This window comes from Pseudoduganella albidiflava (assembly GCF_004322755.1).
Taxonomy (GTDB): domain Bacteria; phylum Pseudomonadota; class Gammaproteobacteria; order Burkholderiales; family Burkholderiaceae_D; genus Rugamonas; species Rugamonas albidiflava.
The window spans coordinates 6,051,382-6,075,228 of record NZ_CP036401.1 but is presented as its reverse complement, the minus strand read 5'-3'; the positions used below and the strand labels follow the sequence as shown (position 1 = coordinate 6,075,228).

General features: G+C 67.5%; 16 protein-coding genes. 9 read left to right on the top strand and 7 right to left on the bottom strand.

What is annotated here, in order from left to right:
* Window positions 1-108 precede the first annotated feature (108 nt).
* Window positions 109-1,542: a hypothetical protein gene (locus EYF70_RS25285; RefSeq protein WP_131147853.1), complete on the bottom strand. Its 1,434-nt coding sequence runs from the start codon at window positions 1,540-1,542 to the stop codon at window positions 109-111.
* 100 nt (window positions 1,543-1,642) lie between these two features.
* Window positions 1,643-3,421, bottom strand: a complete 1,779-nt coding sequence (locus EYF70_RS25280) for a tetratricopeptide repeat protein (protein ID WP_229420549.1) — start codon at window positions 3,419-3,421, stop codon at window positions 1,643-1,645.
* A gap of 150 nt (window positions 3,422-3,571) precedes the next feature.
* Here EYF70_RS25280 and EYF70_RS25275 point away from each other — a divergent pair, with 150 nt between their 5' ends.
* A complete protein-coding gene (locus tag EYF70_RS25275) occupies window positions 3,572-5,377 on the top strand; it encodes a SagB/ThcOx family dehydrogenase (RefSeq protein ID WP_131147852.1) in 1,806 nt (601 codons plus the stop codon).
* A gap of 146 nt (window positions 5,378-5,523) precedes the next feature.
* On the opposite strand, the gene EYF70_RS25270 is transcribed toward EYF70_RS25275, so the two are convergent.
* Complete coding sequence (locus EYF70_RS25270) at window positions 5,524-7,167, bottom strand: M28 family metallopeptidase (protein ID WP_131147851.1); 1,644 nt, start codon at window positions 7,165-7,167, stop codon at window positions 5,524-5,526.
* A gap of 67 nt (window positions 7,168-7,234) precedes the next feature.
* Window positions 7,235-9,025 carry a glutathione-regulated potassium-efflux system protein KefC gene (kefC, locus tag EYF70_RS25265; RefSeq protein ID WP_131147850.1) on the bottom strand — a complete coding sequence of 597 codons (1,791 nt, stop codon included), beginning with the start codon at window positions 9,023-9,025 and terminating at the stop codon, window positions 7,235-7,237.
* Window positions 9,026-9,128: 103 nt separating this feature from the next.
* Between kefC and EYF70_RS25260 the strand changes: the two genes are divergently transcribed.
* Window positions 9,129-9,668 carry a DUF2058 domain-containing protein gene (locus EYF70_RS25260; protein WP_131147849.1) on the top strand — a complete coding sequence of 180 codons (540 nt, stop codon included), beginning with the start codon at window positions 9,129-9,131 and terminating at the stop codon, window positions 9,666-9,668.
* Window positions 9,669-9,825: 157 nt separating this feature from the next.
* Window positions 9,826-12,126: a sensor domain-containing diguanylate cyclase gene (locus EYF70_RS25255; RefSeq protein WP_131147848.1), complete on the top strand. Its 2,301-nt coding sequence runs from the start codon at window positions 9,826-9,828 to the stop codon at window positions 12,124-12,126.
* 16 nt (window positions 12,127-12,142) lie between these two features.
* Here EYF70_RS25255 and EYF70_RS25250 read toward each other — a convergent pair whose 3' ends face one another.
* From EYF70_RS25250 to EYF70_RS25240, 3 genes are all read right to left on the bottom strand, one after another.
* Window positions 12,143-13,297 (bottom strand): YdcF family protein, encoded by a 1,155-nt coding sequence (locus EYF70_RS25250; protein ID WP_218943724.1) that lies wholly within the window; start codon window positions 13,295-13,297, stop codon window positions 12,143-12,145.
* Between the two features lie 19 nt (window positions 13,298-13,316).
* Entirely contained in the window at window positions 13,317-15,815 is a 2,499-nt protein-coding gene (locus EYF70_RS25245; protein ID WP_218943723.1) for a TonB-dependent receptor, read from the bottom strand.
* Window positions 15,816-16,015: 200 nt separating this feature from the next.
* A complete protein-coding gene (locus EYF70_RS25240) occupies window positions 16,016-16,471 on the bottom strand; it encodes a fasciclin domain-containing protein (RefSeq protein ID WP_131147847.1) in 456 nt (151 codons plus the stop codon).
* A 139-nt stretch (window positions 16,472-16,610) separates the two neighbouring features.
* On the opposite strand from EYF70_RS25240, the gene EYF70_RS25235 reads away from it, so the two are divergent.
* From EYF70_RS25235 to urtD, 6 genes are all read left to right on the top strand, one after another.
* The gene (locus EYF70_RS25235; protein WP_131147846.1) at window positions 16,611-17,561 is read left to right on the top strand and encodes a MerR family transcriptional regulator; all 951 of its coding nucleotides are present in this window, start codon (window positions 16,611-16,613) and stop codon (window positions 17,559-17,561) included.
* A 136-nt stretch (window positions 17,562-17,697) separates the two neighbouring features.
* Complete coding sequence (locus EYF70_RS25230) at window positions 17,698-18,822, top strand: porin (RefSeq protein ID WP_229420548.1); 1,125 nt, start codon at window positions 17,698-17,700, stop codon at window positions 18,820-18,822.
* Window positions 18,823-18,850: 28 nt separating this feature from the next.
* Window positions 18,851-20,098, top strand: coding sequence for an urea ABC transporter substrate-binding protein (gene urtA, locus EYF70_RS25225; RefSeq protein ID WP_131147845.1), 1,248 nt, complete (start codon window positions 18,851-18,853; stop codon window positions 20,096-20,098).
* 208 nt (window positions 20,099-20,306) lie between these two features.
* Entirely contained in the window at window positions 20,307-21,917 is a 1,611-nt protein-coding gene (gene urtB / locus EYF70_RS25220) for an urea ABC transporter permease subunit UrtB (protein ID WP_131147844.1), read from the top strand.
* Window positions 21,914-23,059: an urea ABC transporter permease subunit UrtC gene (gene urtC / locus EYF70_RS25215; protein ID WP_131147843.1), complete on the top strand. Its 1,146-nt coding sequence runs from the start codon at window positions 21,914-21,916 to the stop codon at window positions 23,057-23,059. The genes urtB and urtC overlap by 4 nt, the downstream gene beginning before the upstream one ends.
* On the top strand, window positions 23,056-23,847 hold the full coding sequence (gene urtD, locus EYF70_RS25210) for an urea ABC transporter ATP-binding protein UrtD (RefSeq protein WP_131147842.1): 792 nt from the start codon (window positions 23,056-23,058) through the stop codon (window positions 23,845-23,847). The genes urtC and urtD overlap by 4 nt, the downstream gene beginning before the upstream one ends.

Genomic DNA, 23,847 nt, shown 5'->3' with positions numbered 1-23,847 from the left:
GCAGGGTAAGTCATCCATTAAAAGCGGCAGCGGTGAAACAAAGTTGCAGGTTGTTGCAACGTGCTCACAAAAGTGGCAAGGATGCAAACAGTTGATGCCGCCTTGGCACTAGCGGTTCAGCACGCGGACATTACTGATGGCCGGCGGCGCGGCGGACCGGTTCTGCAAGGTGTACACCAGCGACAGCAGCGCCAGTGTCTGCACGCTGCGGTCCTCGTGCGAGGTGCCGGCCGACTCGGCGTAAGGCGGCACGCTGAAGTGCTTGTCGCGATAGTTCACGGCGACCGCGGCGCCCGGCGCCGGCTGGCAGCATTGCATCCGGAACAGGTAGGCCTGGCGCTGGCGGCCGATGCGGATCGTGACGGGATCGATGCGGGTGGCGTCGGCGGCGTTCTGGTAGCGGCTCAGCTCACCGAGGTAATACATCATCGATTGCGTGGAGCGCAGCACCAGCCGGGCTTCGGCGATGTCCGGTTCCGCGGCGGCGCGGGGTGGCGCCGCTTTCGTGGGGGGCTTGCCGCCCGGGCGCCGCTTGTCGCCCGGGCCGCCCACCGAGATCGACAGCGTGGACAGCGCCTTGCCGATCCGTTTCAGCGTGTCGGCCACCGGAGGCTCGGTTCCGGCGGATGGAGCCGATGTGCCGGCAGCCTGGGTATCCGCCGCGGCGCCTGCGTCGGCCACGGCGGGCACGGCCTTGTCGTCGATGGCGCAATCGGCGGCGCCGGCAATGCCGGACTTGCCCGACCCATAGGAATCGAGCTTGACGCCCGCTTCCCTGCTCACTTGCGCGAGACGGTAATAGCGGGGCGCCCTGGCTTGCCGCGGGCCCGTTTCGGCCAGCTGCCTGCCCTCGGCATCCACTTCCACCGGTACCAGCCCGGCGGTCTTCGCGGCGGTGACGACGCCGATGTCCGCCAGCTTTTCGGCCGGGAATTTTTCGCCGAGGAATTCGTAGGCGGCGGATTCGGACAGCACCAGCCGGCAGCCGGCGATCACGTCGACCAGTGCGCCAAAGGCGGGAAAGGTTTCGTTGCGCGGGCTGTTGACGAGGTTGTGCAGCAGGTTGCCCTGGCTGTCATAGGTTTCCACCGAGCCCACGAACATGTACAGCAGCAGCGGCAGCGGCCAGCCCTGGCTGGCGAAATACGCCATCAGCCTGGCGTCGACGGGCGTGGTCAGGCCGTTCATGAATTCCTGCGAGACGAGGCTGACGGTATCGACCGCCGACGCCGACTCCAGCGTGGGGCGCAACGCGAAGTAGGGCGGTGCCGCGCCGCCGAATGGAATGTCGAGCCCGACGATCGGCGTGCCGAGGCCGCCGCCGCCGGGCGTGGCGCGCACCGTGTTCACCTGCGTGAAATGCATCGGCATGCGCTCGTGCGCCCGGGCGATGTTCAATACCAGGTAGGCGTTGTGCGCACCTTCCTGCACGATGTTGGACGTGATCGCGCTTTGCACCAGAGGCCCGGAACAGCCGGCCAGCGAGGCCGCGACCGCTGCCAGCGATACCCACGTGACGATGCCGTTCCGGTTTACTGCCATCCTGCCTCCTGCGCGATCGGTGAAAGCGCAGGCTAAGGCGGGCACTATTGAATGTCAACGCCACGGCCTTTGGGACACGGCAACAGTGGCATGGGCACGGTTACAGCAGCGACAGCGCCGGTGGGCCATCCCGGCCCAGCCAGGTGGTATCGAAGCGTTGCTGGGCCGCGGCCAGGGCCGCCGCGTCGCCGCGCTGCCGGTACACTTCGACCAGGCCGCGCAGCGCCCAGCCATTGCTCGGCGTACGGGCCAGCGAGGCGCGGAAGGTCTGTTCGGCGGCATCGAGGCGCCCCGCGCGCAGCTGGGCCGCGCCGAGCGACTGGCGTACCGGGTAGTACCAGTACGGCGGCTCGGTGTAGGGCAGCGTGTCCTGCACGTCCACCGCTTCCTGGTAAGCCGCCATCGCCGCCGGCAGCTTGCCCTGCGCATCGGCGAGGCGGCCGGCCGCCACGGCCCGCGCCGTGCGCACGATGGCGCGGGCCGGCACGTTCGCCGCCTCGACCGGCGCGAAATCGCCCGTGCGTTCCAGCGCCGACAGCGCGGCGATTTCCCGGTTTGCCGCGGCGTGCGCTCCCTGGCGGGCATGGCCGACGGCGCGCGCGTAATGCCACATCGCCTTCACCAGCACCAGCTCGTCGCCGGGATCGGGCAGGGCCAGCAGTGTTTCCGCGCTGGAGAACTGCACATGCGCAAAGTAGGGCGCCGCCTTCACCGGCTGCATCATGGCGAATTCCTTCACCAGTCCGGCCGGCAGCGCGCGGTCCAGCCTGGCGGCGGCATCGAGCGCCGTGCGGCCATCGCCGCCCATCAGCGCCGACACCAGCACGAAGTGGATGTTGTGCGGATAGTAGGCGCCCTTGTAGACGGCATCGCTGGCGGCACTGCCGAAATAGGCATCATCGGCGGCGATCGCGTCCACGTTCGCCTGCAGCGCTTCCCGGTACAGGCCGACGCGATAGTAGATGTGGGACGGCATGTGCACCAGGTGGCCGGCACCGGGCGCCTGGGCCGCCAGCAGGCGGGCCGAGGGCAGCGCCTTTTCCGGGTGGCTCGATGCCTCCACCGCATGGATGTAGTAGTGGGCCGCGCCCGGGTGCCGCGGATTGCGTTCCAGTACGCGCTCGAGCGCATCGACCATCTCGGCGGTGCGGCCCTTGCCGCGCGTGCCGGCCGCTTCCCAGTAGTCCCATGGCGCCAGGTCCATCAGCGCCTCGGCGAACAGCACCTGCACCGTGTCGTCATTCGGGAAGGCGCGCGCGGCTTCGGTCATCGCCGCCGCGTAGGCCTTGTCCAGCGCCGCCCGGTCGCCACCCGGCGACGCCGCGTAGCGCCGCGCCACGGCGCGGATCAGCGCCTGCTCGACGGGCCTGGCTTGCGGCGCCAGCTTCACGGCCGCCTGCGCGGCGGCGAACGCGGGTTCCACCGCCTGCGGGAACATCGGCGCGTTGATGTTGGGGCCCAGCACCAGCGCCTCGCCCCACCAGCACATGGCGCACGCAGGATCGACCGTGCGTGCCGCGCGGAATGCGCGGGCCGCCTCGGCATGGTTGAAGGCGAAGGTCAGCCGCAGGCCCTGGTCGAAATAGGCTTGCGCCTTCGGCTGCCGCGTGGTGACCGGCATGTGCAGCGTGCCCAGGTTGTCGTACAGCGGCGGCAGGCCAGCCGGGGCCGCCGCGTTGCCCTTTGCCGAAGGCCGGAACGGCGCCGTTTCCGCCTGTGCCAGCACGAACTTTTCCAGCAGCGGCGGACGGCCAGGCTGGGGCTGCGCGCAGGTGGCTGCGCCAGCCAGCGCGGGATCGAACCCGCTGCGCGGTTCGGCCTGCGAGGATGCCAGCACCGCCGTGCCGGCGGCCACGGCGGCCGAGGCCGCCAGAATCAAGGCAGCTTTCCACATCACTGTCGCTTTCATCATCCCTCCGGTGTCGAACATGCGGTGCGTTCGGATCCTGGACTTTCAGGGTAGGACGGCGACCGGGCTTTGAACAGCGCTTTGTGTAGAATTAACAACCGTCTTTCAACCGGGGATGCGATGCCAAGGCTGGCCTGGGTATTGTTGCCGCTGGCGCTGTACGGTGCCTGGCTGGGCGTGGCGCTGGCGCGCGGCAGGGGACCGTCGCGCCACGCGCTGAACGTGCAGCTCAGCGTGCTGCTGATGCTGTACCTGCTGGCCACGGCCGGGCTGGGCATCTTCTGGGTGGCGAACCAGCAATTGCCGGTATTCGACTGGCACTACCTGTTTGGCTACGGCACGCTGGCGCTGGTGGCGCTGCACCTGTGGTTCAACCTGCCGGTTGTGTGGCGCGCGCTGCGCAACGGTGGACGGGCCGCGCCGCGTATCGCCCATCCCCGGCGCCCGTTGCCGGCACGGACCGCCATGGCCGGGCTGGCCCTGGTGGTCTTCGGCGCCGGCTACCTGGCAGGCACGCCGCGTGCGCCGGCCCCGGTGGAGGCACCGGCCGCGCTGGAAGACGGCGTGGCCGCCGTGGTGCGCTTCCATGCCCATTCGTCGCTGTCGCGCACCGGCGTGTTCGCCAGCGCGCCCGGCATCGACTGGGGCGACGCGCCGCCGCCATTCAAGCGCTATCCGGATGCGCCCGCCATCGCGCCGGGCCGCGCCACGGGCGCCGGCGCTGGCCTGTCGGCCGCACTGCGGGCACCGGTATCGCGCAGCGGCCCCCTCAAGCTGGCGGAGGTGGGCACCTTGCTGCACCTTGCGGCCGGTATCACGCAGCGGCGCGGCGGCCAGGCGCTGCGCGCGGCACCATCTTCCGGCGGCCTGTTCCCCAGCGAGCTGTACCTGCTGGCCCGCCGAATCGAAGGGCTGGCGCCCGGCATCTACCATTACGACGCGGAAGGCGGGCGGCTCGCATCGCTGGGCCCACTGCCCGGGAGCGACGGCGTGCCCTCCGCCGCCGATGCCGATGCCGCGGTCGTGCTCACGTCGGTCTTCCACCGCACCGGCTACAAGTATCGCGAACGGGCCTGGCGCTATGCCGTGGCGGATGGCGGCCACCTGCTGGAGAACCTGCGCGTCGCGGCGCATGCGGCGGGGCTGCATGCGGCGCTGGCGCAGCGTTTCGACGAGCGCCTGCTGGCCGGCGCGCTGGCGATCGACAACCAGTTGGAAGCGCCCCTGGCGGTCATGGAATTGCGCCGCGATGGCCGGGCCGCACCGCCCGTCTTCACGCCCGCGGTGGAAAGCCCGGCCAGCCTGGGCGCCACCAGCCGGATACAGCAGGCCACCTCGCTGCGGCTGCCGGCGGATCGCGGTGCCGGCGGCATCGCGCTGCCGCCACCCCAGCCATCGGCGATGCCGGTGATGCGGGCGATCACCGAGCGGCGCAGCCAGCGCCGGTTCAGCGGCGCCGCCGTGCCGCTGCCGGCGCTGGCGGCGCTGCTGGCCGACATGCGCCAGCCGGCGCAACTGTCCGCCGCGGTGCGCATCCACCTCGTCGTCAACCGCGTGCAGGGATTGACGCCGGGTGTCTACCGGTACGGGCCCGGCCACGCGCTCGACCGCGTGCGCAACGGCGATTTCGCCGCCGCCGCGCGGTCGGCCGCCCTGGCGCAGGACGTGATCGGCGATGCCGCCGTGGTGCTGGTCCTTACCGCCGACCGCTCGACCATGCTGGCGGAAGGCGCGCGCGGCTACCGCCATGCTTTCCTGGAAGCGGGCCTGGTGGGCGAACGCTGGCTGCTGGGCGCCACCGCCCGCGGGCTGGGAGCATGCCCGGTGGGCGCGTTCTACGACGACGAAGCGGCCGCGCTGATCGGTGCCGACGGGCGGCGCGAATGGGTGCTGCACTTCGCCGCGCTGGGCGTGGCGGCGCAGTAAGCGGTGGCGTGGTGATGGTGGGAGGGGGGCTGCGCCACGGCACACCGTGCGGCGCAGGGTAATGCTCAGCCGCGGCCGGCGCCCGTGGGCACCCGGCCGCGCTTACTGTCCTGCTTACTGTCCTGCTTACTGTCCTGAATCCTGCCTTAGCGCTTGCCCGCGCTGGCTTCGCGCAGCACGCGGAACTCGGAGTCCTTGCCCCAGTTCGGCCAGTCGCGCGATTCGGCCAGGTCGCGGCCCAGGCCGTACAACAGTTCCAGGTCGCTGGCCATGCCGGTGAACGGCCACTTCGGATTCCACTCGTCGGCCGGCTGGTGGTAGCGGTCCTTCGTGTAGCTCTCTTCCTCGGCCTTGCCGGCCGCGGTGCCTCCGGCCACCCAGTCTTCGCCCGAGCCGAACGACAGGGCAGGCACGCCGCGCTTGGCGAACGGGAAGTGGTCGGAGCGGAAGAAGTACCCCGCTTCCGGCTTCGGATCCGGTGCATACACCTGGTTGCGCTGGCGCGCCTTGGCTACCAGACGGTCCAGCAAGTCCAGTTTCGCGCTGCCGGAAATGGTGAAATTGCGCGACGGGCCGTGCGGGCTGAGCGCATCGACATTGATCACGCCCACCGTCTTTTCCAGCGGATAGAGCGGATTGGCCGCATAGTACTCGGAACCCAGCAAGCCTTTTTCTTCCGCCGTCACGGCCAGGAACACCACGCTGCGCTTCGGTGCCGGGCCCTGCGCGTAGGCGCGCGCCAGTTCGATCAGCGCGGCCATGCCGGTGCCGTTGTCGACGGCGCCGTTGTAGATCTTGTCGCCTTTCGCATCCGGGGCGCCCACGCCGAGGTGGTCCCAGTGGCCGCTGTAGATGATGGTTTCGTCGGCGCGCTCGCTGCCCGGGATCAGGGCCACCACGTTGCGCGACTTGATCACCTGGGCATCGACCGCGTAGCGGGCCGACAGCGTCACGCCGGCCAGCGGCAGCGGCTTGAAGTCGCGGCTTTGCGCCTGCTTCTTGGCCGCCTCGAAATCGAGGCCGGCGCGCTTGAACAGGTCGGCGGCGGCGTCGCGCTGGATCCACGCTTCCATCGGCGCATGCGATTTCGCCGGGTCCTTGCGCACGATGTCGTACATCACATTCGTGTTCGAATTCTTCACGGTGGCCCAGCCGTACGACGCCGGCGCCGTTTCATGCACGATGATCGTGCCCAGCGCGCCGCGGCGCGCCATTTCCTCGTACTTGTAGGTCCAGCGGCCGTAGTAGGTCATGGCCTTGCCGCCGAACTCGCCGGCCCCCGTCTCGAAATCGGGATCGTTGATCAGCACGATCGCCAGCTTGCCTTTCAGGTCCTGGCCCTTGAAGTCGTCCCACTTGCGCTCCGGCGCGGTGACGCCGTAGCCGGCGAATACCAGCGGCGCGTTCTTGAAATCCACCAGCGGCTTGCCGTTCATCGACGCGCGCACGGCCATCTGTTCGCCCTGCGTCCACGCCAGCTTGTCCTTGCCGGCCTGCACGGTCAGCGCCACCGGGCCCTGGATCTGGAAGCGGCCCAGCGGCACTTCCTGCGTCCAGCCGCGCTTGCCGTCGGCGATGTCGCCGCCAGGCTGCGCGCCGGCCGCCTTGAACTGTTCGACCAGGTAGTCGACCGTCTTCGTCTCGCCCGCGGTATGCGGTTCGCGGCCCTCGAAGGCGTCCGAAGACAGCACTTTCACGTGCTGGGAAAGGCGTTGCGGGTCGAATGTCGGGGTGGCCGCATGCGCCGCGAACGCGGCCAGCAGCAGCGTGGCCAGCAGGGTTTTTTTCACTCGGGATCTCCTTGTGCAAAACAATGAAACGACAAGTATCGTCCGAACCGCGCCCGCGGTAAAGCCTTCAGGGCATTTCGGCGTCTTCGCGCTTCCTGGCATTCTGCAGGCCGATCCGGTCGTGCTCGAACGACTGGGCCAGTTCCTGCCGGGCTTCTTCCTGGATCGAGATCATCTGCGACTCGTCGCGGAAGTGCGGGAACATCGCTTCCAGCGTGGCCAGGTTATGTTCGCGGAACGAGGTGCGGGCCAGCTGCGCGCTGGCTTCGTCGATGCCCAGCTGGCGCATCGCGTGCTCGCCGATGCGCAGCGCCGCCTCGAAGGTTTCGCGCTCGACCAGGTCGACGCCCCGTTCGCGCAGCTCGAACAGGTGCGTCACGTTGCGCGCCCGGCCGATCATCTTCAGGTGCGGGAAATGCTCGCGCACCAGGTCGGCCAGGCGCAGGCTGGTGTCCATGTCGTCGATCGCGTTGATCAGCAACACCGCCTTGTCCGCCTCGGCGGCACGCAGCAGGTCGAGCCGCGTGGCATCGCCGTAGAACACCCGCAGCCCGTAGCGGCGCAGCATGTCGATCAGGTCGGGGTCGTTGTCCAGCACCGTCATGCGGATGCCGGAAGCGGCCAGCATGCGGCCGGCGATCTGGCCCACGCGGCCAAAGCCGGCGATGATGACGCGCGCGCCATCGGGCTCGATGGTGTCCGCCGGTTTCGGCGGCACGGCATGCAGGTACCGGCTCAGCCGCTCGGCGCCGGCCATCGCCAGCGGCGTCAGCGCCATCGATACCGCCACCACCAGCACCAGCGTTTCGCGCCATTGGGCCGTCAGCACGTTGGCATCCTGCGCCACGGCCAGCACCACGAAGGCGAATTCGCTGCCCTGGGCCAGCAGGCCGGCGAACGGCCAGCGCTGCACCGCCGGCACCGGCAGGGCGCGCGCGGCCACGCCGAGCAGCACCATCTTCAGCAGCACATAGCCGGCGGTCAGCGCGGCGATCCACAGCGGCGCGGCGGCCAGCAGCCCGAAGTTGACGGACATGCCGACCGACGTGAAGAACAGGCCCAGCAGCAGGCCCTTGAAGGGTTCCAGGTCGGTTTCCAGCGCCTTGCGGTATTCGGAACCGGCCAGCAGCACGCCGGCCAGGAAGGCACCCAGGCCCATCGACAGGTCGGCCAGTTCCATCAGGTGGGCGATGCCGAGTACCAGCAGCAGCGCGAAGGCCGTGAAGATCTCGCGCAGGCCGGTGCGGGCGATCAGGCGCAGCGCCGGGCGCATCGCATAGCGGCCGACCAGCAGTACGCAGGCCACGGCGCCGACGGCGAACAGCGGGTTGAAGTCGGCCGCGCCGCTGCCGCCCAGCAGCGGCACCGCCACCAGCAGCGGGATCGCCGCCATGTCCTGGAACAGCAGGATCGCGAACGCCGCCTGGCCGGCCGGCGTGTTGTCCAGGTGGCGCTCGTTCATGTTCTGCACCGCGATCGCCGTCGAGGACAGCGCCAGCGCGATGCCGGCCACCAGCGCGCCAATCCACGGCATGCCGAGCAGCCACGCCACGCCGCCCAGCGCGATGCCGCAGGCGGCCATCTGCAGCGCGCCGCCGCCCAGCACCAGCCGGCGCATGGCCACCAGCTTGGCCGGCTGCAGTTCCAGGCCGATCAGGAACAGCATCAGCACCACGCCGATTTCCGCCACGTGGGCGATCAGGTCCACTTCGCCGATCAGGCCCAGTCCCCACGGCCCGATGATGGCGCCGCCGATCAGGTAGCCGAGCACGGAACCGAGACCGAGGCGCTGGGCCAGCGGCACGAGCAGCACGGCGGTAACGAGGAAGACGATGGGCGTGAGCAGCAGGTCGTGCATGGCGGGTGAAGTGCAGTTGAGTAGCTTGCAATGGTACGTCTTCCTGGCATCACGGGCGCCACTTTTGCTATGCTGCGAGGTTCAACGAACGACGGAGCACAAGATGGTCTCGCTGCAGGAACAATTGATGAAGGCCGGCCTGGTCGACAAGAAGAAGGCGGCCAAGGTCCACCAGGACAAGAGCAAGCAGAAGAAGGAAGCGCTGCGCAGCGGCACGGTGACGGTCAATGAAACCAGGGAAGCGGCCCTCGAGGCGCAGCGCCGCAATGCCGAGCGGGCGCGGGAACTGAACGCGCAGCGCGACGCGGCGGCGCAACAAAAGGCCATCGCCGCCCAGATCACCCAGCTGATCAAGCAGAACCGGCAAGCCAAGGGCAATGGCGACATCGCCTACAACTTCACCTACGGCACCAAGGTCGAGCGGATCCACGTGTCGGCCGCCGTGCGCGACCACCTGGTGGCCGGGCGGCTGGTAATCGTCGGCCAGGGCGAGACGTTCGAGCTGGTGCCGCGCGTCGTGGCGGACAAGATCGCCGAGCGCGATGCATCGCTGGTGGTGCGTGTCAACAAGCCGTCCGCCGCCGTCGCGGCCGAGGACGATCCGTACGCCGACTACAAGATCCCCGACGATTTCGAGTGGTGATGTTCCGGTTGTCCGCGGCCGGCGGTGCAATCGTGTCGAAACGAAAACACCGTGTTGCGTTTCTGCTGAAAAGCGTTAACTCCAAAACAGTTATTGACGGTTAGAAACAAACACGCTGCTACCATGTCGGCTCAGGCTTTTCGGCCGCGAGGACAACATGGGTTCGCTCTATCAACGTATCAGACTGTCACTGGGTGCGCGTGCGCTCCCGGTGGGGGTGTTCGTTGCCGGTGTGCTTGTCTCCGCCTATGCCGGCATGGCGCGTTTCGAGCACTTGCAGGCGCAGCAGGCCGCCGAGAGACAGGACGCCGCCGAGGATTACCTGTTCCTGCTGCGCCACCGCCTCGCGCTGTACGAAGGCGCCAACCGTGACCTGGCTGCGCTGTTCAGCGCTTCCGATGCGATCCGGGCCGAAGAGTTCTCCGCGTTCGTCAACGCCAGCCGGGTATTCCAGCGGTTCGACGGTATCCGCGTGTTCGGCTACGTGGCCCGCGTGCCGGCCGGGGACGTAGCCCGGTTCGAGCGTGCCACGCGCCGCGAGGTCGCCGGGTTCCATCTTGTCCATCCCCTGCCCGCGCACGAGTATTACCCGGTGGTGTATGGCGAGCACGCGTTCGATCCGGCACGCACGAAGGCGCTGCAAGGAGTGGACTTCGCGGCGTTTCCCCAGCGCTGGGCGGCGATGCGGGAAGCGGCGCGGAGCGGCGAACCGGTGGCGACCCCGAGCATGCCGACCATCCTGGAGTCGCAGGGACGATCGATCATCCAGATCTTCGCACCGGTCGTCCCGCCGGGTTCGGGCACCGGACCGGCGAGCGTGAAAGGCTTCATCTTTTCCACCCTGTACACGGACGTGATGTTCGATGGCCTGGACAATGGCCGCATGGCGCGCCAGTTCGACCTGGAAATCTACGACGGTTCGGTGGCGCCGAAAAACCTGGTGCATGGTGCCGCCCGCAAGCCCCATGCGCTGGAGCGGCCCGGCACGGCGCCCGCGTACGCCGGCGCCGTGCGGTTCGCCAACCGTGCGTGGCTGATCCAGTTCCATGCCAGGCCCGGCGCCGGCGATACCGCGCCGGCCCACGCGGCGGCGCTGTTCGCCATGGCCGGCGTGCTGCTGTCGCTGGTCGCCGCCTGGGCCATGGCGGCCTGGCCGCGCTACCGCGCACGCCGGCGCGCCATGCACGACTTCAGCGAGCGCTTCGCCGGTTTCTTCGAACATCACCCGTTTGCCGTGTATGCGATCGACAGGCAGCGGCGCTTCCTGCACGCCAACCACCAGATGCTCAAGGACCTGGGTGTCGAGCGGCATGCGCTGGTCGGCACGCGCGCCGCGGACCATGTGGGCATCGACGAGCGCGGCCTGGTGGAACGGCACCTGGACGAAGCGCTGGCCGGGCAGGCGGTGGCCTACACGACCCGCATCGTCGTGGCGGCCGGCCGGAAGGTGGACATGTCGATCGTGCTGATCCCGATGAGCACCGGCGACGAGGTCACGCACGTGCTGGGGTTCGCGGAGAACATCACCGAGCGCAAGGAAGCGGAGCGGACGCTGTACGCGTCGCGCCAGATGCTGCAGCTCATCCTCGACAATATCCCGCAAGCCGTGTTCTGGAAAAACACCGACAGCGTGTACGAGGGCGGCAACCGTGCGCTGCTGGCCGATGCGGGGCTGGCCACCGACGCGGACCTGATCGGCCGGAGCGATGCCGACCTGCACTGGAAGGACCGGGCCGCGCATTACCGGCAGGTCGACCTGGAAGTGATGCAGTCCGGCGTAGCGCGCTTGCGCATGCAGGCGCTGGACCGCGGCATCGACGGCGCGGAGCGCTGGATCGAGACCAGCAAGATCCCGCTGAAGGATGGCGCCGGCAACGTGACCGGCGTGCTGGCCGTGAGCGAGGACATCACGGCGCGCAAGTACATGGAACAGGAACTGTTCCGCCGCGCCCACCACGATTCGATGACGGGCCTGCCCAACCGCGGCTATTTCAATGGCCAGCTGGAACAGGCCGTCGCGCGTGCCCAGCGGCACGGCGCGCTGGCGCTGATGTACTTCGACATCGACCGCTTCAAGACCATCAACGACACGCATGGCCACGATGTCGGCGACGACGTGATCCGCATGTTCGCCAGCCGCGTGCGGGCGGTGGTGCGCGAGGCCGACTTCGTGGCGCGCCTGGGCGGCGACGAATTCGTGCTGGTGGCCGAGGGCCTGCAAGGTCCCGGCGCCGCCGCCGTGATCGCGCAGAAGATCATCGACGCGATGGAACCGCCATTCCAGCTCGGCACCGTCACGCTGCGGGTGACCACCAGCATCGGCGTGGCCGCGTTCGAGGCCGGGCACACCGCGCGCACGCTGATCCGCGCCGCCGACCAGGCGATGTACGACGCCAAGCGGGCGGGGCGTAACTGCTTCCGGGTGGCATCGCCGGAGAGTGACCGGAGCGCAGCGTAGTTCGGAGGATCGAACTTCAGGGATCGAGCGGATCCCAGGGATCGACCCGCAGCGAGCGCAGGGAAGGCACGAATTCCAGCTCGTACGGTGACAGCCGGCGCCCCACGGTGCCTGGCTGGTAGCCCAGCTCCGCCGGGTTGCGCGCCGCGAACTCGGGGCTTTCGATGTAGGCGCTCTGGCTGGCGTTGGCAACGATCAGCGTTGGCCGGTCGAGCGGCGCGCCCATGGCCACCAGGCGCCGCGTGGCGTTGCGCAGGTTGGTGGTGGTGTGGCGGGCGTACGGCTCGATGATGATGCGGTCCGCCGGGATGCCATAGCGCTCGACCAGCACCTTGCGCATCTCGACCGCCTCGTTGAAGCGCGAGTCCTTCGGATGCACGGCCGCGCCGCTGGTGATGATGAACGCCGCTTCGCCCTCGGCGAACCGGCTGGCGGCCAGCCGCAGGTGCAGCTTGCCGCGCGCGCTCAGCGAAATCGCCGGATTCTCCGGCCCCACGCCCGGAATGATGATCGCCGTGTAGCGGTAGCGCTTCCAGTCCAGGCCGCGCGCCCGCGCGAACGCCGCCGCGTTGTGCGCCTTGTCGAGCGGCTCCCAGGCCACGGCGTCGCGCCGCTCGTTGACGTCGATGAGGGCGACCGCCAGCGCGATGCTGGAATCGAGGCCCAGTGCCGGATCGTCCTTGCCGGCCGTGGCCAGCCAGATGGCGTCCGCCACCAGCGCCTTGAACTCGTCGCTGCCCGTCTTTTCCACCGATCCGTCGATCTTCGGGTAACGCGATTCGGTACCGAAGCCATAGATCTGCAGGATCGCGTTCAGGCCGCGCAGCTCGCGCACCACTTGCGCCTTGACGCCATCGTCGGCGATGGGTGGCCCGTCCGGCGATGTCTTCGGCAGCGACGGCACGGCGCGCGCCACCGCATCCATTTCCTCGTCGGTCCAGGTGGATGCCAGGAACAGGCACTTCGAAGCGCCCTGGCATGCGTCGATGCGTTTCCTGCGGGTGTCCAGCACCGTGGCCAGGGCGGCTGGCGGCCCGGCCTGGATGCTGGCCACGGCCGGGAACAGCTGGCGGGCCATCAGCGCCCAGTACTGGTCCTTGACCGGGGCGGCATGGAGGGGGAGGGTGGCGGCCAGCGCCGCCGCGAGGATGAAACGCTTCAGGTTCTTCATGTTCTTCACCATGCTTTGCTCACCATGCCTTGCTCACCATAAATCGCGCACTGCGCCCGAAGACCGGGCGGCCATAGATCGCCACGTTGCTGCCCTGGCCGGCCAGCGTGTCGGTCCGCGGATTGCCCTCCGTGAGACCTTTCTCGTTCGTGAGGTTGTCGCCGGTGAGCTGGAATTGCCAGTCGCCGCGCGTGACGGTGATGCCGGCGCCGACCGTGTGGTACGACGGCAGCGCGGTGGCATTGAACAGGTCGACATAGCGCTTGCCCGTGTAGGCAAAGCTGCCGTTCACGTCGACCGCGCTGTCGCCCACCCTGAAGCTGTAGGCCGGGCGCACGTTGCCGAACACCTTCGGTTCGCGAACGATCCGGTTGCCGACCACCCGCGACGGATCGGCGCCCGTGGCGCTCACGAAGTCGCGGTACTCCGGTTCCTGGATGGTGAGCGATGCGTTGACGACGAAACGCTCCGTCACGTACCAGGCGCCATCGGCTTCGGCGCCGCGGATGACGGCCTTGCCGAAGAACGGCACGGTCTGGTCGTTGCGCCCGGTGACCGGGTTGAAGGCGACGAACGACGCGTTCAGCGGGTCGAACTGCGTGTAGAAACCGGTGATGTACAGGTAGGAACGGCCGAAGGTGGTCTTGAACCCGGCTTCGTACTGGTTGGCCTTGGTCGTGAGCACCAGCGGATCGACCGATGCCGCCACCTGCATCGTCGGCGGTACTTCGAGGTGGGACGCACGCAGGTAGCCGCCGAAGCGCGTGGAAAAATCGTAGTTCGCACCCACCGTCCAGTTGGTGGTGTGCGGCTTGTAGATGTGCGCCTGGCGCTCGCCGGTGAAGGCGCGCGTGGCGTTGTCGGCCAGCGTGGCCGCGTCGCCCAGGTCGACCGCCTTGCTCAGCAGGGCGTAGCCGTCGTACTTGTAGCGTTCCGTGCGGATGCCCGCGTCGAGGCGCAGCCGGTCGGAGAGTTCCCAGGTGTCGTTCAGGTACAGCGCCGCCATCCTGGCATCGACCTCTCCGCCGTTCAGCGTGGTCGTGTAGCGCAGCACGCCGTTGTCCGTGACGGAACCCAGCTTCGCGCCGGAGGCCGAGTAGGCCACCAGGTCGAGGGTGCGCGGCTGGCCCCGCACTTCGATCAGCATGTCGTTGTAGACCGACTGGCTGGTGGCGCCGTAGGTGCTGCCGTAGAAGCCCACCTTCAGGTCGTGGTTGCCCAACCCGGTTTGGAAGGTGCGCGTGAAATTCAGGTCGACCTGGTTTGAGTGGAAATCCGATGCCAGCGCGCGGTACTGTCCCTGCATGACGAGGCCAGACGCGGAGGCCGGATCGTAGGCCTGGCCGGTGCCCGTGAACGCGTAGCCCAGGCGATCGACCGCGCCGAACGCGGTCCTGGCGGCGGCCAGGAAGCCGCTGGCGAAGGTGCCCGCGTCGGCCGGGTTCGAGGTCGAATAGAAAGCGTCGAAATCGAGCTTGCCCTTCGTGAAGCCCACCTTGGCGGCGACCTGCCACGGACCCAGTTCGCCGTCGTATTGCAGGCCGATGTTGCCGAAGCGGAGATGGCGGCCATTGGCCAGGTCGCGCTGGCTGGTTTGCAGCGCACCCGTGCCATCGAGGTATTGCTGGCGCACGCTGCGCAGCGATGGCGAATTCATCGTGCCCTCGAAATAGTCGATGTAGGGATCGAGGGACACGCCGGGATTGCGCGGATCGGCCACCGGGATCGGCAGGTAGAACACGTTATGGTCGTTGAGGAAGTTGGCGCTCAGCTTCCACGTTCCGGTATCCGTCACCCGCTTGATGTTGGCGCGCAGCTGCCCGCCCCGGTCGTTCGGGAAGCCGTTGTCGCGGTGCCCGTCGTCCTCGCGGAGGAAGCCGCCGATCGCATAGAAGGTGCGGTCGTCGATCTTGCCGGCCTGGTAGGCGTCGAGGCGCTTCAGGCCGGTGGTGCCCACCGTGACCTGGGCCTTGCCCCGCGTGGTTTCCGTGCCCGTGACCGTGGTGCTGTTGACGATGGCGGCGGCCTGGCTGGCGTAGATCGGCGCCGGGCCGCCACGCACCACTTCGATGGTCTTCGTCATCAGGTCGTAGCGGTTCATGCTGTCGCCACGGAAGAAGAAGCCGTTAATCTCCGTCATCAGCGGCAGGCCATCCTGCTGGAACAGCGCGTAGCCGTCATCGGTGGGAATGCCGCGCACGCGCGTCACGTTCTGCACCTCGCCGCCGGTGGCTTCCACCTGGATGCCCGGCAGCTTGCCCAGCAGGTCCGCCATGTTCAGGGGCGCCAGCTTCTGCACCTCGCTTTGCGACAGCGCGTTCACCGCATAGGACACGTCGAAACGCCGCTGCGGGCGGGCCGAACCGGTGACCACCACCACCTGGGAATCGGTGGCTTCGGCAGGCTGGTTCGCCTGCCCGGCTTCCTGGCCTGCGACCTGGGCAAAGGCCGGCGCGGCGAGCGCAGACAGCACGCCGAGCGCGCAGCCGACCGCCAGTGGGATTTTTTTCTTGATCAAGTTTCACTCCGGGGTGGATATTGAAAAAACATCAACCCGTGAGCATAGAAACTAATTGTGACCGCAATATGTATGACTTGTACGAAGCAAGCCGGCGCGCGAAAAAACGCCCGCGCTCGGCGGGCACAAGCCAGCGGCACGCCATGGGCGCATGCCGCCGGGGGGATCGATCGCCGGACAGGCCGGCGCCTGCTCCGGTCTTACTTCGGCATCACCACCGTGTCGATCACGTGGATCACGCCGTTATCGGCCGCGATATCGGTCTTCACGACATTGGCCTTGTCGACCATCACCTTGCCGGCCTTGGCGGTCACGGTCAGGTTCGCGCCTTCGACCGTCTTCACGGCACCCGGCTTCACGTCGGCGGCCATCACCTTGCCCGGTACGACGTGATAGGTCAGGACCTTGGCCAGCGCGGCCTTGTCCTTCAGCAGCGCATCCAGCTTGGCTTTCGGAATCTTGGCGAAGGCTTCATCGGTCGGCGCGAACACGGTGAATGGGCCCGGGCCCTTCAGCGTATCGACCAGGCCGGCGGCCTGAACCGCCGTCACCAGGGTATTGAAGGTGCCGGCCGATTTGGCGGTATCGACGATGTCGGCCGCTTGCGCCGCGCCGAAGGCCATGCCGAATGCTGCCGCGAACAGGAATTTCTTCATTTCATTCTCCTCATCAAATTGAACAATGGTTGAACCGTTTTATGGCAGCTCATGGCGGTAATTTACGGGTCACACGGTTGAATGTACAGGGCTTGTCGCGGTATTATGGGTACATTAATGGTTCAACTTCGGGTCAGTTATGGAAAATACATCTCAGCAACCGGTCTACCGCAGCGGCGTGGCCGCCCGGCTCGCGGGCTTGAGCGTGGAAACCTTGCGCGTCTGGGAACGGCGCTACGGCGTGTCGGACACGCTGCGTTCCGAGCGGGGCCAGCGCCTGTACACGGCCGCCCAGGTGCGCCGGCTCAGCCTGCTCAAGCAACTGGTGGACAATGGCCAGCCGATCGGCACGCTGGCGGCGTTGCCCCTGGAGCGGCTCGAGGAACTGGCGGGCGTGCGCGGCAACGCACCTTCGGCACAGCTGGCCCTGGTGCGCGTGGCGCTGGTGGGCGAGACGCTGGCGCGGCGCGTGGCCGTCACCGGCAATGGCCTGGAAGTGCAGCGCGTGATCGCGCGGCTGGATGGCGACCTGGCCGCGCTGCGGGGCGCGTCGGTGGATGTGCTGCTGGTGGAATTGCCGGAGCCTGACGAAACGATGGTGCCGCTGGTGGCGGCGGCGCGCGAGGCGGCCGGTGCCGCGACAGCCGTGGTGCTGTACCGCTTCTGCGCCAGCGCCACGATCCGGGCACTGCGCGCGCAGGATTGCATGGTGGTGCGGATGCCGTCCGAGATGGGCGAGCTGGCGCAGCTGTGCCGCGCGGCGCTGGCGGGGCGGCAGCTGCTGCCGGCGGACAGCGTAGCGGACGCCACCCCGGCGATCCGCTTCGACGAAGCCGCGCTGGCCATGATCACCGCGGCGGGCAACCGCGTCGCGTGCGAATGCCCGCGCCACCTGTCGGACCTGCTGCTGATGGTGGGCAGCTTCGAACGCTACAGCGCGCAATGCGCTTCGCGCAACGCGGCCGATGCGCAACTGCACCGGGAACTGGGCCATGCCGCCGCCCTCGCGCGCAGCGTGCTCGAGACGGCGATGGAGCGCCTGGTGGTGGCCGAAGGCCTGCCGATGCCGGTCATGCCGCCCCGTTCCTGATTCTCCGCTCCTGCTGCTCCTCTCCTGATTCTCCGGCGCGTGTCGGCTGCGCGCCACTACGTCACCTTACGTATGTCCTTCCGTGTCCCGGTTGGTGATGATGTGTCTACAACATCACACAACGAAAGGGATGCCAATGAGAGGGAACCGCGCGATCTGCACGGGAGTGCTGCTGGCCACGGCGACGCTGGCCACACTGGCGCCAACCAGTGCCCTGGCGGGGGCCACGATCCCGTTCGGCGAGGACAAGTCGGTCAGCGTGGGCTTCGGCATGCGCGGCAGCTATTCCAGCATCGAGAACGCCGCGCCGGACGGTTCGCACAGCAACGACTTCAACCTGGACAGCGCGCGCATCTTCCTGGGCGCCTCGCTGAACAAGAACATCAAGGGCATGTTCAACACCGAGTGGGACGGCGACCGCATCCGCGTGCTCGACGCGGCCGCGCAGTTCGCGATCTCGCCGGAACTGAACGTGTGGGCCGGCCGGCTGCTGTCGCCGAGCGACCGCGCCAACATGGCGGGGCCGTACTACTCGCTGGGCGGTGGCTACTGGGCCGGCGTGGCATCGCGCTACGGCTACAACGGCGGCATCTTCCGGGGCCGGGACGACGGCGTCGTCGTCTGGGGCAACCTGGCTGGCGGCAAGCTGGGCTACTCGTTCGGCGCCTTCGAAGGACATACCTTCGGCATCGGTTCGCTGACCGATGACCAGGCGAAAGCCGCCGGCATCAGCGCATCCGACAAGCCGATGTTCGCGGGCCGCCTGCAATACGATTTCTGGGACGCCGAACCGGGCTACTACGGCACCGGCAGCTACCTGGGCAGCAAGGACATCCTGGCCATCGGCATGGCCGGCCGCCAGCAGAAGGATGGCGTGCTGACCACGGGCGGCATCGGCGACTACGAATCCTGGAACGTCGACTTCCTGATGGAGAAGCGCCTCGGCACCGCCGGCGCCGTGTCCATCGAGGCGGCCTACTACGACTACGACACCGGCAACGTCATCCTCGCCGAGCAGGGCAAGGCCTGGTCGGCAGGCGGCGGCTACATCTTCCCGATCGCTCTCGGCAGCCTGCAGCCCTACCTGCGCTACCAGAAATTCGAAGCCGACACGGGCATCGACACGCGCCAGGAAGACCTGGGCGTGAACTGGATCATCGACGGCTACAACGCCCAGCTGGGCGCCGTGTATTCGCGCACCAAGATGACCCGTGCCTCCGACCAATCGCGCTTCGTTGTCGCGCTCCAGCTCCAGTATTGATATCAACTCATTGATGAAGAGGACCACCATGCAAACCCGCCGTCATTTCGTCACTTCCATCGCCGCTGCCGCCGCCCTGTGCGCCGCCGGCCTGCCCGCCTACGCCGCCGATACCATCAAGGTCGGCATCCTGCACTCGCTGTCCGGCACGATGGCGATCTCGGAAACGTCGCTGAAGGACGTGGCCCTGATGACCATCGAAGAGATCAATGCCAGGGGCGGCGTGATGGGCAAGAAGCTCGAAGCCGTCGTCGTCGACCCGGCGTCGAACTGGCCGCTGTTCGCCGAGAAGGCGCGCCAGCTGGTGTCCAAGGACAAGGTGGCCGCGGTGTTCGGCTGCTGGACCTCGGTCTCGCGCAAGTCCGTGCTGCCGGTGTTCAAGGAAACCAACAGCCTGCTGTTTTACCCGGTGCAGTACGAAGGCGAGGAGCTGGAGAAGAACGTGTTCTACACGGGTGCGGCGCCCAACCAGCAGGCGATTCCCGCCGTCGAGTACCTGATGAGCAAGGATGGCGGCGGCGCCAAGCGCTTCGTGCTGCTGGGCACGGACTACGTGTACCCGCGCACCACCAACAAGATCCTGCGCGCGTTCCTGAAATCGAAGGGCGTGAAGGATAGCGAGATCCAGGAAGTCTATACGCCGTTCGGCCACGCCGATTACCAGACCATCGTCGCCAACATCAAGAAGTTCTCCGCCGGCGGCAAGACGGCCGTGATTTCCACCATCAACGGCGATTCCAACGTGCCGTTCTACAAGGAACTGGGCAACGCCGGCCTGAAGGCGACCGACGTGCCGGTGGTGGCATTCTCGGTCGGCGAGGAAGAGCTGCGCGGCGTGGACACCAAGCCGCTGCTGGGCCACCTGGCCGCCTGGAACTACTTCGAATCGGTGAAGAACCCGACCAACGCCGCCTTCGTGAAGAAGTGGAAGGCCTATGCCGCGGCGAAGAAGCTGCCGAATGCCGCCACCGCGGTGACGAACGATCCGATGGAAGCGACCTACGTGGGCATCCACATGTGGGCCCAGGCGGTGGAAAAGGCCAAGTCCACCGACACCGACAAGGTGATCGCGGCGATGGCCGGCCAGACCTTCAAGGCGCCTTCCGGCTACACGCTGACGATGGACATGACCAACCACCACCTGCACAAGCCGGTGATGATCGGCGAGATCAAGAGCGACGGGCAGTTCTCGGTGGTGTGGAAGACCAAGGAGCCGGTGCGGGCGCAGCCGTGGAGCCCGTTCATCCAGGGGAATGAGGGCAAGCAGAAGCTGTAAGAAAAGGCAGTGCCGTGGTGGCTCCTGACCAACCCCCACGGCAGAAGCAGGGGTCAGACAGAGGGAGTGATGGCTTGCAAGCCATCACCGCTTTGCCGGCAAGGAGCAGTGCTCCTTGAAACACCGGCAAAGCCCCGCCGGTCTGACCCCAGGTTTTGCCGCGGGGGTACTGTCTGTCAGTACTGCCCGCGACTACCGAGACTCCGACATGGCAAACCTTCTCAAGACCCTCGCTGCGCTGCTGGTGCTGGCCTTTGCAAGCCTCTCCGCCCAGGCAGCCATCGACCCCAACCTCCTGAAACCCCTGGCGGGCGACGACCCCGATGCCCGCATCGAAGCCGTCGCCCGCATCGCGGCGCTGGCCAATGACGATGCCCGCAAGGTGCTGCAGGCGCTGAAGGACGACACCCTGTACACCACGCCCGATGGCGGCGTGCTGGTGGTGACGGACGACCGAGGCTGGAACCCGGCCACCGGCGCCACCGGCCCGCTGCCGGACGGTGTCGATGGCGTGGTCGTCAACAACCGCCTGCGCGGCGCGGTGGATGGCGCGCTGTCCGGCATGGCGCTGCTGTCGCCAGATGCCGGCCTGCGCCGCACCGCCGCGCAGGCGCTGCTCGCGCGCGGCGTCACGCCGGAACAGTTGCCGCTGGTGGCCAAGGCGCTGGCCGCCGAAACCGATGCCGGCATCGAGGCCACGCTGCGCACGGCCATGGCGGTGGCCGACCTGCAATCGCCCGACGTGGCCGTGCGCAAGGCCGCGGTGATCGCGCTGGCCGATACCGGCACCGCCTCGCTGCGCCCGCAGTTGCAGGCCATGCTGGACAAGAACGCCGATGGCAGCCATGCGGAGCCGGACGGCGACCTGCGCCTGGCCGCCGCCAACACCCTCAACGCCATCGACAGCCGCGAGTCGCGCGCCGAATTCGTGGGCAACCTGTTCTACGGGCTGTCGCTGGGGAGCGTGCTGCTGCTGGCGGCGCTCGGCCTGGCGATCACCTTCGGCCTGATGGGCATCATCAACATGGCCCACGGCGAGCTGCTGATGATCGGCGCCTACACCACGTACCTGGTGCAGGCGCTGTTCCGCCAGTACTTCCCGAATGCGCTCGACTGGTACCTGGTCGCCGCGCTGCCGTGCGCCTTCTTCGTTGCCTTCGCGGTCGGCGTGCTGCTCGAGCGCACGGTGATCCGCTGGCTGTACGGCCGCCCGCTGGAAACGCTGCTGGCCACCTGGGGCATCAGCCTGATCCTGATGCAGTCGGTCCGCACCGTGTTCGGCGCGCAGAACGTGGAAGTGGCCAATCCTTCATGGATGGCGGGCGGCGTGACGGTCATGGGTTCGCTGGTGCTGCCGTACAGCCGCATCGCGATCATCATCTTCGCCGCCCTGGTGGTGGCTGCCGTCTGGCTGATCCTCAACAAGACCCGCCTCGGCCTGTTCGTGCGCGCCGTGATGCAGAACCGCCGGATGGCCGACTGCGTGGGCGTGCCCACCAGCCGCATCGACATGATGACCTTCGGCCTCGGCTCCGGCATCGCCGGCCTGGGCGGCGTGGCGCTGTCCCAGATCGGCAACGTGGGGCCCGACCTGGGCCAGGCCTACATCGTCGACTCGTTCATGGTGGTGGTGCTGGGCGGGGTCGGCCAGCTGGCCGGCACCGTGATCGGCGCGCTGGGCCTGGGCGAAGTCAACAAGTTCCTGGAACCCGTGGCTGGCGCCGTGCTGGGCAAGATCGCGATCCTCGTCTTCATCATCATCTTCATCCAGCGCCGGCCGCAAGGCATGTTCGCGCTGAAAGGAAGGAGCGTCGAATGAACGCCCGCGTCACTTCGCGAAAATCGCTGTTTTCTAAACGGGCCTGGACCGCGCTGGCCGTGGTCACCGTGGTGGCCGCCGCGCTGCCGTTGCTGAACCTCGTGTTCCCGGCCGGCCATGCGCTGCATGTCTCCAGCTACGTGATGGGCCTGGTGGCCAAGTTCATGTGCTTCGCGCTGGCCGCGCTGGCGCTGGACCTGGTGTGGGGCTATACCGGCATCCTGTCGCTGGGCCACGGCCTGTTCTTCGCGCTGGGCGGCTATGCGCATGGCATGTACCTGATGCGCGCCATCGGCCGCGACGGCGTCTACCAGAGCCACCTGCCGGACTTCATGGTCTTCCTCGACTGGAAGGAATACCCGTGGTACTGGGCGATGACGGACAACTTCTGGTACTGCATGCTGCTGGTGGTGCTGGTGCCGGGCGTTCTGGCCTTCGTGTTCGGCTACTTCGCGTTCCGCTCGCGGATCAAGGGCGTGTACTTCTCCATCATCACGCAGGCCCTGACGTATGCGGCGATGCTGCTGTTCTTCCGCAACGATACCGGCTTCGGCGGCAACAACGGCTTCACCGACTTCAAGCGCATCCTCGGCTTCGACATCACGGCGCCGGGCACCCGTGCCGTGCTGTACATCGTCACGCTGGCCTTCCTGGTAGGTGCGCTGCTGCTGTGCCGCTGGATCGTCACGTCGCGCCTCGGCCGGGTGCTGCAGGGCGTGCGCGATTCGGAATCGCGGCTGATGTTCATCGGCTACGATCCGCTGTGGTTCAAGCTGTTCGTGTGGACCTTGTCAGCGGTGCTGTGCGGGATCGCCGGCGCGCTGTACGTGCCGCAGGTGGGCATCATCAATCCTTCGGAAATGTCGGCCGCGAACTCCATCGAGATGGTGGTGTGGGTCGCGATCGGCGGGCGCGGCACGCTGGTCGGCCCGATCATCGGCGCCTTCACCGTCAATGGCCTGAAGAGCTGGTTTACCGCGACATTCCCCGACCTGTGGCTGTTCGCCCTGGGCCTGCTGTTCATCCTCGTCACGCTGTTCATGCGCAAGGGAATCCTGGGCCTGTTCGAGGACGTGAAGTCGCTGCGGCGCAAGACCCCGGCCGACAAGCCGGTGGAAGAAAAATCCAGGGAGGCGGCATGACATTGGAAATCAGTGCGCTGAAACGCGATGGGCTCGACACCACGCACGGCGCGATCCTGTACCTGAGCGACATCACCGTGTCGTTCGACGGTTTTCGCGCCATCAACAAGCTCAATCTCGATATCTCGGTGGGCGAGCTGCGCTGCATCATCGGCCCGAACGGCGCCGGCAAAACGACGATGATGGACGTCATTACCGGCAAGACGCGGCCGACGTCCGGCACCGCCTTCTTCGGCCAGACCTACGACCTGGCTACGATGACGGAATACGAGATCGCCCACGCCGGCATCGGCCGCAAGTTCCAGCGCCCCACGGTGTTCGAGCAGCACACGGTGTTCGACAACCTGGAACTGGCGATGAAGATGGACAAGCGCGTGCGCCCCACGCTGTTCGCGCGCCTGACTTCCGAGCAGGAAGACAAGATCGCGTCGATCCTGCGGCTGATCCGGCTGAACGGCCAGGAAGACCGGCTGGCCGGGCTGCTGTCGCATGGCCAGAAGCAGTGGCTGGAGATCGGCATGCTGCTGATGCAGGAACCGCAGCTGATCCTGCTCGACGAACCGGTGGCCGGCATGAGCGATGCCGAAACGGCGCGCACCGCCGAACTGCTGAACGAATTGCGCGGCAAGCATTCGATCATGGTGGTCGAACACGACATGGGCTTCGTCACCGAGATCGCCCAGCAGGGCAAGGTGACGGTGCTGCATGAAGGCTCGGTGCTGGCCGAGGGCCGCATGGACCAGGTGCAGGCGGACGAACGGGTGATCGACGTGTATTTGGGAAGGTAG